The organism is uncultured Porticoccus sp. (genome assembly GCF_963975625.1).
In the GTDB taxonomy this organism is placed as follows: domain Bacteria; phylum Pseudomonadota; class Gammaproteobacteria; order Pseudomonadales; family Porticoccaceae; genus Porticoccus.
Genome location: NZ_CAXBHS010000003.1, coordinates 194543 through 209549 on the forward strand (window position 1 = coordinate 194543; position 15007 = coordinate 209549).

15 protein-coding genes and 2 pseudogenes are annotated in these 15007 nt (G+C 51.2%); 14 read left to right on the forward strand and 3 right to left on the reverse strand.

Annotated elements, in window-relative coordinates; all coding sequences use genetic code 11:
• The first annotated feature begins 53 nt into the window (after positions 1-53).
• The 8 genes from AACZ64_RS04780 to AACZ64_RS04815 all read left to right on the forward strand — a co-directional run bounded on the left by AACZ64_RS04780 (position 54) and on the right by AACZ64_RS04815 (position 7680).
• The gene (locus AACZ64_RS04780; protein WP_293615730.1) at positions 54-1091 is read left to right on the forward strand and encodes an MBL fold metallo-hydrolase; all 1038 of its coding nucleotides are present in this window, start codon (positions 54-56) and stop codon (positions 1089-1091) included.
• 130 nt (positions 1092-1221) lie between these two features.
• Positions 1222-2487 carry an FAD/NAD(P)-binding oxidoreductase gene (locus AACZ64_RS04785; protein ID WP_293615729.1) on the forward strand — a complete coding sequence of 422 codons (1266 nt, stop codon included), beginning with the start codon at positions 1222-1224 and terminating at the stop codon, positions 2485-2487.
• Between the two features lie 257 nt (positions 2488-2744).
• Positions 2745-3161 carry a PilZ domain-containing protein gene (locus tag AACZ64_RS04790; RefSeq protein WP_293615728.1) on the forward strand — a complete coding sequence of 139 codons (417 nt, stop codon included), beginning with the start codon at positions 2745-2747 and terminating at the stop codon, positions 3159-3161.
• Between the two features lie 214 nt (positions 3162-3375).
• Complete coding sequence (locus AACZ64_RS04795; RefSeq protein WP_293615727.1) at positions 3376-3939, forward strand: nucleoside deaminase; 564 nt, start codon at positions 3376-3378, stop codon at positions 3937-3939.
• Positions 3940-4214: 275 nt separating this feature from the next.
• Positions 4215-4961 carry a PEP-CTERM sorting domain-containing protein gene (locus tag AACZ64_RS04800; RefSeq protein WP_293615726.1) on the forward strand — a complete coding sequence of 249 codons (747 nt, stop codon included), beginning with the start codon at positions 4215-4217 and terminating at the stop codon, positions 4959-4961.
• A 333-nt stretch (positions 4962-5294) separates the two neighbouring features.
• Positions 5295-6152: a glycosyltransferase family A protein gene (locus tag AACZ64_RS04805; RefSeq protein ID WP_293615725.1), complete on the forward strand. Its 858-nt coding sequence runs from the start codon at positions 5295-5297 to the stop codon at positions 6150-6152.
• 2 nt (positions 6153-6154) lie between these two features.
• The gene (locus AACZ64_RS04810) at positions 6155-6712 is read left to right on the forward strand and encodes a dTDP-4-dehydrorhamnose 3,5-epimerase family protein (RefSeq protein ID WP_293615724.1); all 558 of its coding nucleotides are present in this window, start codon (positions 6155-6157) and stop codon (positions 6710-6712) included.
• Positions 6709-7680, forward strand: a complete 972-nt coding sequence (locus tag AACZ64_RS04815; RefSeq protein WP_293615723.1) for a Gfo/Idh/MocA family oxidoreductase — start codon at positions 6709-6711, stop codon at positions 7678-7680. The genes AACZ64_RS04810 and AACZ64_RS04815 overlap by 4 nt, the downstream gene beginning before the upstream one ends.
• A 170-nt stretch (positions 7681-7850) precedes the next feature.
• On the opposite strand, the gene AACZ64_RS04820 is transcribed toward AACZ64_RS04815, so the two are convergent.
• The gene (locus AACZ64_RS04820) at positions 7851-8033 is read right to left on the reverse strand and encodes a (4Fe-4S)-binding protein (RefSeq protein WP_293615722.1); all 183 of its coding nucleotides are present in this window, start codon (positions 8031-8033) and stop codon (positions 7851-7853) included.
• Positions 8034-8504: 471 nt separating this feature from the next.
• Here AACZ64_RS04820 and AACZ64_RS04825 point away from each other — a divergent pair, with 471 nt between their 5' ends.
• The 4 genes and pseudogenes from AACZ64_RS04825 to AACZ64_RS04840 all read left to right on the forward strand — a co-directional run.
• Positions 8505-8942 (forward strand): BLUF domain-containing protein, encoded by a 438-nt coding sequence (locus AACZ64_RS04825; RefSeq protein WP_293615721.1) that lies wholly within the window; start codon positions 8505-8507, stop codon positions 8940-8942.
• A 212-nt stretch (positions 8943-9154) separates the two neighbouring features.
• Positions 9155-10540: an amino acid carrier protein gene (locus AACZ64_RS04830; protein ID WP_293615720.1), complete on the forward strand. Its 1386-nt coding sequence runs from the start codon at positions 9155-9157 to the stop codon at positions 10538-10540.
• Positions 10540-11643 (forward strand): PLP-dependent aminotransferase family protein, encoded by a 1104-nt coding sequence (locus tag AACZ64_RS04835; RefSeq protein ID WP_293615718.1) that lies wholly within the window; start codon positions 10540-10542, stop codon positions 11641-11643. Before AACZ64_RS04830 ends, AACZ64_RS04835 begins: the two co-directional genes overlap by 1 nt.
• Positions 11644-11814: 171 nt before the next feature.
• Positions 11815-11934: pseudogene (locus AACZ64_RS04840) on the forward strand (integrase core domain-containing protein); the annotation flags it as partial.
• A 201-nt stretch (positions 11935-12135) separates the two neighbouring features.
• On the opposite strand, the gene AACZ64_RS04845 reads toward AACZ64_RS04840, so the two are convergent.
• A complete protein-coding gene (locus tag AACZ64_RS04845; protein WP_293615716.1) occupies positions 12136-12318 on the reverse strand; it encodes a (4Fe-4S)-binding protein in 183 nt (60 codons plus the stop codon).
• 211 nt (positions 12319-12529) lie between these two features.
• Between AACZ64_RS04845 and AACZ64_RS04850 the strand changes: the two are divergent.
• A pseudogene (locus AACZ64_RS04850) lies at positions 12530-13020 on the forward strand (ATP-binding cassette domain-containing protein); the annotation flags it as partial.
• 142 nt (positions 13021-13162) lie between these two features.
• Here the strand turns inward: AACZ64_RS04850 and AACZ64_RS04855 are convergent.
• Positions 13163-14032, reverse strand: coding sequence for a LysR family transcriptional regulator (locus AACZ64_RS04855; RefSeq protein ID WP_293615714.1), 870 nt, complete (start codon positions 14030-14032; stop codon positions 13163-13165).
• A 117-nt stretch (positions 14033-14149) separates the two neighbouring features.
• Here AACZ64_RS04855 and AACZ64_RS04860 point away from each other — a divergent pair, with 117 nt between their 5' ends.
• Complete coding sequence (locus AACZ64_RS04860; protein ID WP_293615712.1) at positions 14150-14920, forward strand: ferredoxin--NADP reductase; 771 nt, start codon at positions 14150-14152, stop codon at positions 14918-14920.
• Positions 14921-15007: the final 87 nt, after the last annotated feature.

Below are 15007 nucleotides of genomic sequence, written 5' to 3' on the forward strand. Positions count from 1 at the left end.
AGTCAGATTCAACCATAATCAACCAGATACAACCATCAATAGAGGGATGTTTTATGTTGTTCAGGCAGTTATTTGATAATACCTCTTCCACCTATACGTATCTGTTGGCCGATGAAACTACCCGGCGGGCGATTCTTATTGACCCGGTATTCGAGCAGGCCCAGCGAGATATGGCACTTTTGCGGGAGCTGAATCTGACACTGGCGCTGGTGGTGGATACCCACGCCCACGCCGACCATGTGACAGCAGCCTGGTTATTGCAGGAAAAGACCGGTTGCCAGATCGCCTCGGCAAAAGTGATCGGTGCGGAGCACGTCAATCTTCCTCTGGAGGACGGGCAGGTTTTTGGTGTTGACGGTATTCAGCTGAAAGCCCTGTCAACCCCCGGGCACACCAACGGCTGCATGAGCTATGTGCTGGAAGATCAGGCGATGGTTTTTACCGGTGACACGTTGTTGATTCGCGGCTGTGGCCGCAGTGATTTTCAGGAGGGCAGTGCCCACAACCTGTTCCACTCGATCACGGAAAAGCTCTTTAGTCTGCCCGATCACTATATGGTCTATCCCGCACACGATTACAACGGTAGAACCCAGAGTACCATCGGTGAAGAAAAAGCCTTTAACGCCCGTGTCGGCGGGGGTGCCGACGAGCATGACTTTGTTGAATACATGCATGCCATGAAACTGCCGCACCCCAAGAAAATTGACGAGGCAGTTCCCGCCAATCATCGTAGTGGTTGTCCGGAAAATGGTTTGTTGCCGGAGGAGCCCGACTGGGGTGATATCAAAGTGACCTATGCCGGTGTCCCGGAGGTGGATATTGACTGGCTGCAGTCCCACCGTTCAGAGGTCACACTGCTGGATGTGCGGGATATCGATGAGGTTCGTTCGGATAATTCCCCGGTTCTCCAGTCTGACCTGCTCATCCCCCTGGACAAACTCCGGCAGCAGGTAGCCGAGGTGCCGAGTGAGCGGCCGGTAGTGGCCCTGTGTCGGTCCGGGCGGCGTTCAGCGATGGCTGTATCGATTCTGACTGAGGCCGGCATTCAGCAGGTCGCCAGCCTTCGGGGCGGCATCATGGCCTCTCTGTAGGGTGTTCAGTCAAAGCTGCCCTTGCTAGACTTTTTATTCTATTGCGATATATGCATATAACTAAATTTAAGTCACGTGTATGCCATCATGCTCGTGACCAGCTGTAGTATGAAACCAGGAGGCCCTTGTCATGAGTAATCAAGACCCACATCACGTGCAGCCCGAAAAAATCTATTCCGTCCTGATTGTCGGTGGCGGTGCCGGAGGTATTGCGGTCGCGGCCAGCCTCCACAAACGTGACCGAAAACTGGAAATAGCCATTGTTGAGCCGTCAGATACCCATCATTATCAGCCCGGATGGACCATGGTGGGTGGTGGCGTTTTTCGCCCGGAAATCACGGCTAAGGCGATGGCCAAGGTAATGCCCGATTTTGTCACCTGGCATCAACAACAGGTTGTATCCCTGGAGCCGGATCAAAATTGTGTAACGCTCTCGGATGGCACGGTTCTGGGGTACAAGGCCCTGGTACTTGCTCCCGGTCTGGAGCTGAACTGGGCTGGCATTGAGGGGTTGACGGAAAGTCTGGGACAAAATGGTGTCACCTCCAATTACCAGGAGGGGATGGCTCAATACACTTGGGAAATGGTCAAGCGACTGAAAAAAGGCACTGCGTTGTTCAGCCAGCCGCCGATGCCCATCAAATGTGCCGGCGCTCCCCAGAAAGCCCTGTATCTGTCATCGGATCACTGGCGCCGCAATGGCGTGCTAGATGATCTCTCGGTTCAGTTCCACAATGCTGGCGCTGTGCTGTTTGGAGTGCCGGAGTATGTGCCAGCGTTGCAGTCGTATATCGATCGCTACGGGATTGATGTCAATTACCAGAGTAACCTGGTCTCGGTTAACGGCCCCGCCCAGAAAGCCGTGTTTCGCATTTCGGATACCGAGGGCGGTACCCAGGATCGGGAAATTAGCTTTGATATGCTTCACGCCGTGCCTCCCCAGCGGGCACCTGCTTTCATTCGCGAGTCCAGTCTGGCTAATGAAGCCGGCTGGCTCGATCTAAAGAGCGATACGCTCCGTCACAGCCACCATGAAAATATTTTTGGCCTGGGGGATGTCAGCGGCACGACCAATGCCAAAACCGCCGCTGCCGTTCGTAAGCAGGCCCCAGTGGTGGCCGAAAACCTGATCGCTCACCTCAACGACCAGCCGCTGACAGCCGAATATCTCGGCTATGGGTCCTGCCCGCTCACCGTCGAGCGGGGCCGGATTGTCCTTGCCGAATTCGGCTACGGCGGTGAGCTACAGCCGACCTTTCCGACCTGGGTGAACGACGGTACCAAGGCCACTCGGGCAGCCTGGTGGCTAAAGGCAAAACAACTGCCGATGCTCTACTGGCAAGTCATGTTGAAGGGCCATGAATGGCTGGCAAAACCGAAAAAACTGTCGCAATAAAAGCGGGCAAAGGCAGGGTGGCTGGGGTAGGGTGCTTTAGCTGGCAGACTCCCCAAACTGTTGCCAGTGGTACTTTTGGCGGAGCCGGAAATTTTGATCACACTACACCAAAACAGATATAGCGGGTTATACAAGGATGGGTGTGCATCTGTTTTGCCACTCTCGGGCTCTGGATTACATGCTCCATTTCTTTGTCGGGCAGCGCATAACTTGCGGATGCCTCACTAAGGGCAAGATGCCCACAGGAAAGTAGGCCTATGCGACAGTTTATCCGCCACCCCACTGATTTTCCCATTATGGTTTCCTCCGAGGATAGCAGCAGTAGCTATCAGGCCAGCCTCTGCAACATCAGTCAGGGAGGACTCGCCTGCCGCCTACCACGGGCGTACTCGCCGGGCACCGCCGTGACGCTGTACATTCCTTCACTGCAAACGGATTGCCGGGTTTCGGGTCGGGTGACGCGATGTCTCCCCTGTACCAAGGGGTTTCGGGTCGGCATCCAGTTCAATGATAAAGCGGAGTCCTTTAAAAGCAGGATGGTGGAGCAGGTCTGCCTGATAGAACACTATCGCCGGGAACTCGACCGGGAGGGTCGGGTGCTTGATAGTGAAACGGCAGCACAAGAGTGGATAGCTCGTTTTGGCAGACAGTTTGCCAAATCCTTCTCCGGCTAGGTCGCTACATCTGTTGATTGGCCATTTTCCGGCTCTCCAGGTGAGCTTTTTTGCTGAAACCTGATACGGGTTCCTTTGATGTATTCGAAGCAGCGTAATAATTATTCACTATTAAATATGAATAGACATGCGAAAAAATTATTCAGGGTCCGTTTGACTCGGTCGCTCTAGATTTGTCACCGAGATAGCCGCTTGATAGAGATGGATGCTAACCATGAACACACTGTTTGACAGTCTTACCCCGGTTACGGATGAGGTGCTTACCGCCGTTGCCCATATGCCGACGGCAAGCTTGCCGGTGCTGCTGGATGATGCGTTTGCCCGGCGACTGCGTGATGCCGATTTAATGCGCATTGCGGTATTGCTCGCGAAGAAAAGTTATGACGAGGGCGGCTGTCCCATCGGAGCGGTGATTGTCGATAATGCCACGCGCCGGCTTGTTGGGAAGGGCCACAATACGCTGGTGCAGGAGAATCACCCCTACAACCACGGCGAAACTGCGGCGATTCGTGATGCCGGACGGCTGGATTTCAACCGTACCACTCTGTTCACTTCACTGAGTCCCTGTGACGTTTGTGCCACTTTGCTCCACATGCGCGGTTTTGCCCGAGTGGTGGTGGGCGATGTCAGCAACGCCTCGGGTACTGAGCGACTGCTGCGCAGCAAGGGCGTACAGGTGGACATTCTGGAAGATCCGTTAGATGCCCGTTTTCGGGCCGAGCAACCTGTGCTGGAGTTGGAGGATTGGCAGGGGCTTGCCGCGACTCACAAATGTTGATGGCTTCTGTATCTTAGCCTGGTCAGTGTAAACGGACCCTTTCATTTATAGGCGCTAAACTCAAAAAATGTGTCAGGTAATTTTACAAAGTGCGCGCCAATATATAATCCTGTTTACACTAACACTCTGTAATATATTAATTTTTTGTATTTGGTATAAATTATGCTTAAATTTTTATAGGCCACTTTCATTGGGTTTTATCAATGGAGTTTTCTTGAAAGTACCGCAAGGATCAAAGTGGTACAAATTAATTAATACAAACATGGAGAATCAACATGTCATTAGCACTTAGAAGTAAGATTCCATCTCTTGTTTTGGCGTCGAGCTTACTTTTCGTCGGTGGGAATGCCTCTGCTGCCTTGCTCGATGCCTTTGAGAACGGGGGGTTCGAAGGGTATACAGGAAACACAAACGGATTTAACAGCGATGTTCCTCCCGGCTGGACTACCACAGCAGGGACTCCCGATGTATTCAATGCCAGCACCAATTTCCGAGGTTTTACCTGGAAGGCCAGTAGCACAGGCGGTGATTTTCTGCATGGCATTGGCTGGGACGGCAGGGCGGGATCGCCTTACGTCGAAAGTGCTCTGCAGGTTGGCCTGGGCGGATTGGTGATTGGTCAACAATACGAGATCTCGTTTGAACAGAGTATCAGCCACAGTGATTTTTCTGAAGCTGGAGGTTACTGGGAAATTATCTTTGGCGCAGAATCGCAGAACGCTGCAACGATGGAGCTGCCCACTTTCGGCGAAGCTGCTGACTGGATCTGGCAGACGTTAATATTTACTGCCGCGAGTGAGATTCAGACGCTCGAAGTCGTTGCACACAGCACATTTGGTGATCGGGCTGACATAGGTATTGACAGCTTCTTTCTGGGTGACCCTGGAACCAATCCTGATAACCCGGATACGCCTACTGACCCCACCCCTCCAACCGCATTGCCTGTACCGGGTTCTCTCCCACTGCTGGGTCTCGGTCTGGGTGCACTGCTGTTAGTGGCAAGAAGGCAGCGCCAATCCTGATGGCTACGCGTTGGGTCAGCAATGAAGCGATGACAGCTGGCCCATCGCTGCTTTCTTTGCCGGTAGGCTAATGAAAGCTGGGCTGAGCTTAGCACCTACTCCTTGAGCAAGTCCGGTTTCGCGAAAGGCAAGCGAATAGCCGGTATCTCCATTTATCCTCCCGGATTATCCGGGGGGATATCTTAATATTATTCACCGACTCTTCCGCATATCTCTGTCCTCAATAAGTAACTGGCTTTTGGCGTATGCTGTTGCCCAGTGGCCAAGTGAGCAGGTCATGGGGTCATTGGCTAAATTCCAATATACTGGGCTTTCACCTATAGAGAAATGTCCATGAGCGCGAACCCTTTGGTCGATGTGATCATTCCTACCTGCAATCATGGGCCGACGCTTTTGCGAGCTGTAGAAAGTGTTCTTGGCCAGACTTTTCAGGATTTTAGAATTGTGATTGTCGGCGACGGAGTTTCTCTTGAACATGCCACACTGATTGCGCAATTGTGTGCAGATGACGCGAGGATACAGTTTGTCGCCAACCCGAAAGGGGCCGGCCATGGCGAGGTGCACCGTGCCAGAGTGCTGGAGGATTCCCGCGCAACCTATGTTTGTTATCTTGGCGATGATGACCTGTGGCTTCCCCATCATCTGGAAACGTTAGTACCTCTTCTTGAAAAATACGATTTCGTGCACACGCTGCATACTGAGGTTGCCATTGATGGAACCCTCAGTGCTAATGCGGGCCGCATTGATGACGTCGAGACCCGCAGGCGCTTGCGGCTGATATGGAATTACTTCGGTCCGACCTGTGTGGGTCACAGGATGGATGCCTATCGCCGCCTCCCTTTTGGGTGGCGGCCCCGTCCGGACGGTATGCCCAGTGACCTCTATATGTGGCAGCAGTGGATTGCTTTACCGAATTGTCTTTTTTATGCCAGCCCGCATCCCACGACGCTCCATTTTGCGAGCCCATCGCGCCAAGACATGTCTTTGAATGAGCGATGTGCTGAACTCGATCAATGGAGTCAGCGGTTACGTGAAGAGAACTTTTCAGTATGGTTGCTGCAGGAAGTGATGGCGGATTGGCAGCGCAGATTTCTTCCGCCGGTTTCATGGCGGGCAAGGATTCCACAGCCACTCCGGAGGGTTTTAAAGCCGGTAATTCGCGATCTGAGAAAATGGATTGAAAAGGAATAAAAATGACCATTGAAATCGTGTCGATAGACATAGCCGGCGTGTCAAAGTTCAAGCTGAAGACCCACGCCGATAACCGGGGTTGCCTGACGGAATACTTTCGAGGCTGCTGGTCGAGTGACTACCAGCCGCTGCAGTGGAGTGTCACGACGTCCAGCCGGAACGTGCTTAGAGGGATGCACGTTCATCTGTGGCGTTGCGATTATCTTTTTGTACTGAGCGGCGAAATGACGCTCGGCCTATGTGATATCAGAACTGATTCTCCCACCTTTATGAAGTCGTGGCTCGGCCCCGTCAATTTTGAGCAGCCACAAATCTGGCTTATTCCACCGGGCGTCGCCCACGGTTTTTATACTCCCGAGGATTGTATGTACCTCATCGGGACATCTACGTATTGGTCAATGGATGACGAATTTAGTTGTTTGTGGGATGACCCAGAGCTGGATTTGTCCTGGGGCGTGAAGACCCCCGAGCTGTCGTCGAGGGATACTAATGCGGGCTCTTTAGCGCAACTGGTGCGTGAGATCCGTGGACTAAAATCGGCGTTTCTGAAAGCACCATGAGTCTGCGCGCTGGATTGCGAATCGGCCTGGTTGGCTGTGGTCGTTGGGGAAAAAATATTTTACGCGATCTTGTCAGTCTTGATTGTGAAGTTCATGTGGTCGCGCAAGATCTGGAAAGTAAAAGCAATGCGCGAGAAAACGGTGCTCAAGAAATTCTGGATGCGCTGTCGATGTTGGAGTCCGATCTGGATGGCTACGTCGTTGCGGTTCCCACAACCTGCCATCGGGAGGTTGTCGAACAGCTGATCCCCCGGGGTAAACCGGTCTTTGTCGAAAAGCCCCTGACGAGCGATGCAGCCGATGCAGCGAAACTGGTTGAGCTGGGTCGGGGCAGGCTTTTTATCATGGACAAATGGCGCTATCACCCTGGTGTCAACGCGATCAGGGATATCATCCGCTCGGAGCGTCTCGGCCGACTTCGGGCCTTAAACCTGCGGCGTTGCCAATGGGGCAGCGCCCATGCGGACGTCGATCCGATCTGGATCCTTTTACCGCATGATCTGAGTATCGTGCTTCACCTGCTGGGTGATATTCCTGAACCGCTCTTTGCCACTTGTCTGGGTGACGGAGACTGGTTGAGTGCCTTGACTGTATATCTGGGGAAAAAGGTGCCTGTCAGCATTGAGGTTTCGAGTTTGAGCGGTCAGAAGGAACGCTTTCTGGAGGCCGTTTTCGTTGGGGGCACCGTCACCATGACAGATGCCCAGCCCAGACACCTCTTGATCCGGTACACCGCTCAGTGTGGCCAGTCGCCAGAGGAGCTTGAGCTGCGGGACGTTGATGGATCCTTGCCGCTCTTGTTGGAGCTTAAAGCTTTTCTTGATTTCCTGCGTGGGGGTGAGCCGCCCATGAGCAGTGTTGAAGAGGGGCAGTTGATCGTACAGCGGGTTGAACAGTGCCGGAAGTTGGCCTTAATGCAGATTGACGCTGGAGTGACAGAGTCGCCGGTCAATCGATTGAAGCAATAAAAAAGGGCTGCATTTTTGCAGCCCTTTGTTTTATATGGCTACGCCTGCTGGACTAGAGCCAGCGCCCCAATGATTAACGCGTCAACAGGTATTACCCATAAAAAGCTTGTTATATGAGAGTTTTTAGCCTGATACGGGTGGACTATTACATAAATGGTGCTTTGGTCTAATTACTCGTCAACACATTTCAAAGCCCCAGTAGGACACTTGGCAACCGTCGCTCGAATATTATCGTCTGACTCTTGATCAGTATCGATCACCATGTTGCCGTCAATCACCTTAAAAACCTCTGGTGATCTTTTTACACATTCACCTGAATGTTTGCAGATATCGCCGTCAAAGGTGACTTTCATGCTGGTTAACCCCCTCATTAGTTTATTGTTATCCAAGGCTCACCGGGCAACAAGTGAGCTGCCACTAGTAAATATAGGGTTCCTGGCAAGAAATTCCAGTCCTTACCCATCACTCTTAAATCACGAACCAATAGGCGTTCGGCAGTCGGAGGACGTTATCATCGGGATAGAACCTAACTGTATGGGGTTTCTTGTGCCTACCATATATACAATTACTACATAATTCCTGAGATAGATGTATGGATTTTTAAAAGAGCTATTTCTTTTATTAACCTTGGCGCCACCTGATCTAAAGGGGCTTGTCGTTAGATGTCCGAGGTACCTACGACTTATCTCTTCTATGCTAAATTGTAACAGTGGCTTTATTCTGACAGTCACTGAGTCACGAGTAAAAAAGTGTAACCCCAGGAATTATAGAACTTTTTGTTTGTCATAATTCTGACAACAAGTTCATAAAAAAGGATATATATAATGTATCGACTCATCTACAAGAGCCGGAGTGCTACTCCTCTTAATTGGGCTTTAGTTGAGGATATCACCATGTCCAGTGAACCAAGTAACGATGCGGCTGGCATTTCAGGTGTTCTGCTGGCGAGTGAAACGCATTTTCTGCAAGTAATAGAGGGTAAGTTCGAGGATGTAAACGCACTTTTTCGGCGTATCTTTCGTGATGACCGGCACAGCGAGATAAGTATCATCAGCTTTTCTGTGATTGATGCTCGGCTCTTCCATGGTTGGGGGATGCGCGGTATTGGCACTTTCAATCTTAACAAGGAGATCGAATCAAAACTGGTAGAAAAGTACGGTGCGGAAGAGGGTGGTATACGCTTCCCCCTGGAAGAGTGGAAAACGCTTTCGCTGATTAATGATATCAAGTTGACGGGAGATTTGCCGTCTTGGAAAACATGAGCAACAAAATATCTAAAACGCTACGGTAGTATCCTTTTATCCCTGCTGACCAGCTTGTTGTAGCAACAGCACTTCTCCCCAGAGTATATCCCGGCCACTTTTCATGGTCAGGGATTGTTATGTCTGTTAAAAATGGACTTTTATGTGATCCAAAAAGTGCTCTAAGGGAGGAGGCTGGCGTTAGGGTAAGGTTTTAGCTCGTCGGGATTCTTATGTCTGTTATCAATCAGTTTGAAGCAGCATTTAATGCGTTCGCCAATTTTATGTGGAGCACGCCTTTGGTTGTGCTTTTGGTGGGTGGTGGCATTGGCTTGATGCTGTATTCACGTTTTCGTCCGTACTGCCATCTGGGTCATGCGCTGGCTTTATTACGTGGGCGCTATAACGATGAGCACGACCCGGGGCATGTTTCCCATGCCCAGGCCTTAAGTACGGCTTTGTCGGGCACGCTGGGTCTCGGCAATGTTGCCGGGGTTGCGATCGCCATTAGCGCGGGTGGGCCTGGTGCGGTTTTCTGGATGTGGGTGACGGCTATTATCGGGGTAACAACCAAGTTCTATACTGCGTCGCTGGCGGTAATGTATCGAGGCAGGGATTCAAGCGGTGAACTTCGTGGTGGTCCAATGTACGTGATAAGTGAGGGGCTGGGTAAGCGCTGGTATCCCCTGGCTGTTTTATTTGCCGTAGCCGGCGCGCTTGGAACATTACCATTGTTTCAGACAAATCAGCTTGTCAGCCTGTTGCGTGAGGTTGTGGCAATACCGATAGGCCTTGCTACAGAAAGCCAGCACATGACGTTTGATATCACTGCGGGTGTCGTTCTGGCCATCTTGGCCTTGCTTGTCGTGCTGGGGCGCATCGAACGCATTGGCAAGTTAACGGTGCGACTGGTACCAAGTATGGTGCTGCTTTATATCGGCATGACACTGATTGTGTTAATACGATATTGGCAGGATATCCCCGAGGTGTTTATGCTTATCGTCAACGACGCGTTCAGCGGCGGCAGTGTAGCCGGTGGTGCTCTGGGAACCGTCATCATGATTGGCGTGCGTCGCGGAGCTTTTTCCAATGAGGCGGGTATTGGCACGGAATCGATGGCCCATGGTGAAGCTAAAACCAGCGAGCCAATACGCGAAGGTGTCGTAGCCATGACCGGCCCGATTATCGATACGCTGATTGTTTGCTCATGTACCGCATTTATGATTCTGCTGACAGGCGTTTGGCAAACCGGCGGCGACATGGAAGGTGTTGCTCTCACTGTTGCAGCTTTAGAAAAGGTTTTCCCTCATAGTGGTATTTATTTGCTTTTGTTGATGGTTGCATTACTGAGCTTTTCGACCATCGTCACTTTCTGGTTTTATGGCTCGAAATGTGTTGGATTTTTACTGGGTGCAGACAAAGCCCGTTACTATACGCCGCTCTATTTGCTCATGATTGTCGTAGGCGCAGTCACGACGCTTGAATTGGTCAACGGTTTATTAATTGGTATGTATGCGATGATGGCTATACCAACGATGGTTTCTACTTTTTTGTTAGCACCACGAGTCAACGAAGCGGCGCATCATTACTTCCGTAAAATGAATAGTCTGACTCAATAATGGCTACCCAGGTTACACGCCCTGATTACTTGATAGACCTGGCGGTAGGCCAGCCAGAACCGGATTTGTTGCCGGTTGATTTGTTTCGGTCACTGTCGGTTGAGCAGCAAAACCTGGCTTATGGCGAGCAGGCCGGTGACGAAACATTCCGGCAGGTGCTGTCTGCATGGCTGTCAGAAGATTACGAACAGCCGGTTAATGCTGAACAGCTATTGCTGACGAACGGATCTTCCAATGCACTCGATATGATCTGTTCACAATTGAGCAAACCCGGTGCAACGATTCTGGTAGAAGATCCCAGCTATTTTATTGCACTTAAATTATTTAAAGAGCGCGGCTTCAACGTTGTTGCCTTGCCGATGGATGAAGACGGTGTCGAATTACAGGCTCTAGAACAGGCCATACAGAAATATAAGCCTGCATTTTTTTATACAATTCCCAGTTTTCATAATCCCTCAGGTATTACGCAGTCGTATAGTCGGCGGCAAGGTATAGTAAAGCTGGCAGCCCAAACGCGATGCCCTGTTGTTGCCGATGACGTTTATCAGTCGCTCTACTTTGGCCAGAAACCCCCTGCACCCTTGGCGTGTTATGACGATAACGCGCCTGTTTTATCCGTAGGCTCTTTTTCAAAAATCCTTGCACCCGGATTGCGGCTTGGCTGGATTCAGGGTTCCGGTGATATTTTTCACAGGCTCAAGAACTCGGCGTTACTGCAAAGTGGCGGGGGCTTGGCACCTGTCACTTCGGCATTGGTTGAGCCTTTGATTGTCAACGGTGAGTTTCAGAAGAACCTTGAGTATTTGCGGCAAATCTATGCAGCCCGATCTGAAGTGCTATTGGATGGGCTGGTGTCAACAATCGGTGATCAGATAAGTATCAAAAAGCCCAACGGTGGGTACTTTTTATGGGCAAGTTTTGTCGATGGGCGAGACGTCGCTGCAAAGCTTGATGAGGCCAGGCAAGCTGGTGTTAGTTATCTACCCGGTAAGATTTGTTCAGCCAACGGTCAATTTCCCTCGAGTATGCGTCTGTGCTTTGCATGGTATCCGCAACAACAGCTCATGACTGCTTCCGAACGTCTGGGGTTGGTATTCTCTTAAGCGCTTAACTATCGGCGCGTTTACCAATTGCTGCGTCGTCAGGGTGCTAAGGTGAATCACAAGAAGGTATATAGGCTTTATCGTGAGGTGGACTGGCCGTCCCCCCGCAAACACAAGCTCCCTAAAGGGGTGATGGGCGAACGACAGCCCCTGGCTCTGCTAGGGAACTTCGATCAATGGACTTACTGCCATGGCGTTAAACTGAAACTTATGCAGTCTGGAAAGCCGATACAAAACGGGTATGTTGAGAGCTTCAATGGTAAATTCCGGGATGGATGCCTGAACGAAAATTGATTCCTGTCACTGGCTGATACTGAGAAGAAGATTGAGGCTTGGAGCATCTTCTATAACTAAGTCATACCCCACTGCGCACTAGGATAGTCTACGCAATTTGATTACGCTCGAAAACACGCTGTTTCAGGTCATTTTGAGCAGCAACTAGAGCCGGATTTTTCTAACAATGAGCGGTACTAAAACGGGGTCATGGTCTAATTACTCATCAACACACTTCAATGCCCCAGTGGGGCACTTGGCAACCGTCGCTCGAATATTATCATCTGACTCTTTATTAGTATCGATCACCATGTTGCCGTCAATCACCTTGAATACCTCTGGTGATCTTTTCACACATTCGCCTGAATGCTTACAGATATTACCGTCAAATGTAACTTTCATGCTGGTTAACCCCCTTATTAACTTATTGTTCTCCAAGGCTTGCTGCGCAACAACCGAATTGCCACTAGCAACTATAGGATTTTTAACAATAAATTCCAGCCCTTACTCACCACTCTGTGATCACGAAGAATAAAGCGTTCAGTAGTCGGATGACGTTATCATCAAACTAGGACCTTACTGTACCTGTCAGGGATTAGTTGACTACTACATTCAACCGAGTTTGGTGTGTCAACATCACCAGCTTATTTTACGCCACACTGCGCGGCAGAATGTGTAAGGGGCCACTCGGTTATCATACATTCTTACGCAGCCTGTTGCCGATGCCCCAATATGATTTGGAACTGGCCTTGCCTTGCCTGGATCGGGTTGGATTGGCTGATAAAGCGTTGGCACGAGTAGATCAATTACCTGGTGGTCAGTAACAACGGGTGGGTATCGCCAGAGCACTGGCTCAACAACCGACCATTATTCTGGCCGATGAACGGTGGCCAGCCTGGATCCATCCACCTCAGAAAAAGTTCTGTCTCAACTAAAACAAATCTGTGCGGAAGACGGCATTACTGCCGTGGTTTCCTTACGTCAACTCGAAAACGCCAAACGCTTTGCGAATCGCATTATTGGTATGGCCAATAGGCCAATACCCAGGTGGTATTTGATGCGGCACCGCAACACTTAGATGACAAGCAGTTGGCGTTGATTTACCAATAACCTGTCAGTCCTGCACTCTAACGCCTCCCTACAGCCTGAGTGGCGAGGGGTGAAAATGCGCTTTCTCAGCACCACCAAATATCAGTCGCGACCGGTTCGGGATGCCGCTCAGTCGCACTCAGAACCGCACTGGACCTCAGCACAATTCAATCCACTGATGAATAGCTCGGCTTCTGAATTTTCGTTTATGCAGCGCCAGGTAAAACTGTCGGTCCATAGGGCGTTCGGGTACAGGCAGTGGCACAAGGGTGCCACGATCAAAGGCGTCTTGTAGGCAGAGCCGCGACAGGCAGCCCAGCCCCATGCCAGACTCTACAGCTCTTTTAATGGCCTCCGTGTGCTGTAACTCCAGCGGCGGCTTGAACTGTGGCAACAGGCCGTGCATGGCGCGGTCGAACGCCTGACGGGTGCCGGAGCCGCTTTCGCGCAATATCCAGTCTGCCCTTACCAGATCGTCATCCCTCAGCCAGGGCTTGCCCGCCCAGGGATGATCCGGGGCGCAGATGATCACCAACTCGTCTTTCTGCCAGGGCTGGAGAGAGAGGTCCGGGTGATTCAGTTCGCCTTCGATCATGCCAATGTCGAGTTCAAAATTGGCAACCTTTTCAACGATGGCAGCGGTATTGGCCACTTCCAGGGCCACTTCCGCCTCCGGGTGCTCACCGCGGTACTGCGTCAGGATGCCCACGGCCAAGTAGTTGCCAATGGTCAATGTGGCGCCTACCTTCAATGCCCCAAGGTCAGACTCCTGCTTAAGATCCTGATTCAGTTCCCGGGCTTGGTCGCGCAGGGCCTCGGCCCGAGGCCGGATGGCGCGGCCCAGGTCGTTCAGCACCAGGCGTTTGCCCAAGCGGTCAAACAACATGATGTCGTACTGCCGCTCCAGCTCTTTTAACGCGCTGCTGGCTGCAGACTGGGAAATGCTCAGATAGTCAGCTGCCCGACTGATGTTGCCGGTCCGGGCTGTTTCCAGAAAGACGTCCAATTGCCGCAGAGTGAAACGCATATAGATAAATTCGATTGCAATTATTTATATAAACCATTTTGCTTATAATAAAGTTCTGTCTATGCTCTTGGCAAATCATTCGACAAGGCTCTGGTTGTCCCAGAGAAGGCGGCATAAATGGCAGTTTTAGAAAAAGAGACGGTTCTGGACGTTCACCACTGGAACGAGTCGCTGTTCAGCTTCAAAACCACTCGTGATCTGGGTTTCCGCTTTAAGAATGGTCATTTCACCATGCTCGGTCTTGAGGTGGACGGCAAACCGCTGCTCCGTGCCTACAGTATTGCCAGCGCCAATCACGAGGAAGAGCTGGAATTCTTCAGCATCAAGGTGCCCGATGGTCCGCTGACCTCTCGGTTACAGCTGATCAAACCCGGTGACGAAATTCTGATCAGCCGCAAGCCCACCGGCACCCTGATCACCGACCACCTGCTGCCGGGCAAGAATCTTTATCTGCTGGCCACCGGTACCGGCCTCGCACCGTTCATGAGCATTATTAAAGATCCGGAAGCGTACGAGATGTACGACAAGATCATTCTGATCCACGGCGTACGGCACCTGAACGAACTGGCGTATCAGGAAGAGATCACCCAGAACCTGCCAAACAACGAGTTTTTCGGCGACTGGGTACAGGAGAAGCTGGTCTATTACCCAACGGTCACGCGCGAAGCGTTCCGCAACCAGGGCCGAATTACCGACCTAATGACGTCCGGCAAACTGTTCGCTGACCTGGGCATGCCGCAACCAAACCTGGACGACGACCGCTTCATGCTGTGCGGCAGCCCGGCCATGCTGAAAGACACCTCCAAGATCCTGGATGACTGGGGCTTCATGGAAACCCGGCATGGGGATCATGGGCATTATGTTATTGAGCGGGCGTTCGTAGGGTAAAAGAAGTTGTTGGTTGTGGAAGTCGAAAGTTAAAAGTTAAAAGTTAAAAGTTAAAAGTTAAAAGTTAAAAGTTAAAAGTTAAAAGTT

Bases quoted from the DNA above. Each gene is read 5' to 3' on its own strand.
- AACZ64_RS04780 (WP_293615730.1), top strand. From the start codon at position 54: ATGTTGTTCAGGCAGTTATTTGATAATACCTCTTCCACCTATACGTAT.
- AACZ64_RS04785 (WP_293615729.1), top strand. From the start codon at position 1,222: ATGAGTAATCAAGACCCACATCACGTGCAGCCCGAAAAAATCTATTCC.
- AACZ64_RS04790 (WP_293615728.1), top strand. From the start codon at position 2,745: ATGCGACAGTTTATCCGCCACCCCACTGATTTTCCCATTATGGTTTCC.
- AACZ64_RS04795 (WP_293615727.1), top strand. From the start codon at position 3,376: ATGAACACACTGTTTGACAGTCTTACCCCGGTTACGGATGAGGTGCTT.
- AACZ64_RS04800 (WP_293615726.1), top strand. From the start codon at position 4,215: ATGTCATTAGCACTTAGAAGTAAGATTCCATCTCTTGTTTTGGCGTCG.
- AACZ64_RS04805 (WP_293615725.1), top strand. From the start codon at position 5,295: ATGAGCGCGAACCCTTTGGTCGATGTGATCATTCCTACCTGCAATCAT.
- AACZ64_RS04810 (WP_293615724.1), top strand. From the start codon at position 6,155: ATGACCATTGAAATCGTGTCGATAGACATAGCCGGCGTGTCAAAGTTC.
- AACZ64_RS04815 (WP_293615723.1), top strand. From the start codon at position 6,709: ATGAGTCTGCGCGCTGGATTGCGAATCGGCCTGGTTGGCTGTGGTCGT.
- AACZ64_RS04820 (WP_293615722.1), bottom strand. From the start codon at position 8,033: ATGAAAGTCACCTTTGACGGCGATATCTGCAAACATTCAGGTGAATGT.
- AACZ64_RS04825 (WP_293615721.1), top strand. From the start codon at position 8,505: ATGTATCGACTCATCTACAAGAGCCGGAGTGCTACTCCTCTTAATTGG.
- AACZ64_RS04830 (WP_293615720.1), top strand. From the start codon at position 9,155: ATGTCTGTTATCAATCAGTTTGAAGCAGCATTTAATGCGTTCGCCAAT.
- AACZ64_RS04835 (WP_293615718.1), top strand. From the start codon at position 10,540: ATGGCTACCCAGGTTACACGCCCTGATTACTTGATAGACCTGGCGGTA.
- AACZ64_RS04845 (WP_293615716.1), bottom strand. From the start codon at position 12,318: ATGAAAGTTACATTTGACGGTAATATCTGTAAGCATTCAGGCGAATGT.
- AACZ64_RS04855 (WP_293615714.1), bottom strand. From the start codon at position 14,032: ATGCGTTTCACTCTGCGGCAATTGGACGTCTTTCTGGAAACAGCCCGG.
- AACZ64_RS04860 (WP_293615712.1), top strand. From the start codon at position 14,150: ATGGCAGTTTTAGAAAAAGAGACGGTTCTGGACGTTCACCACTGGAAC.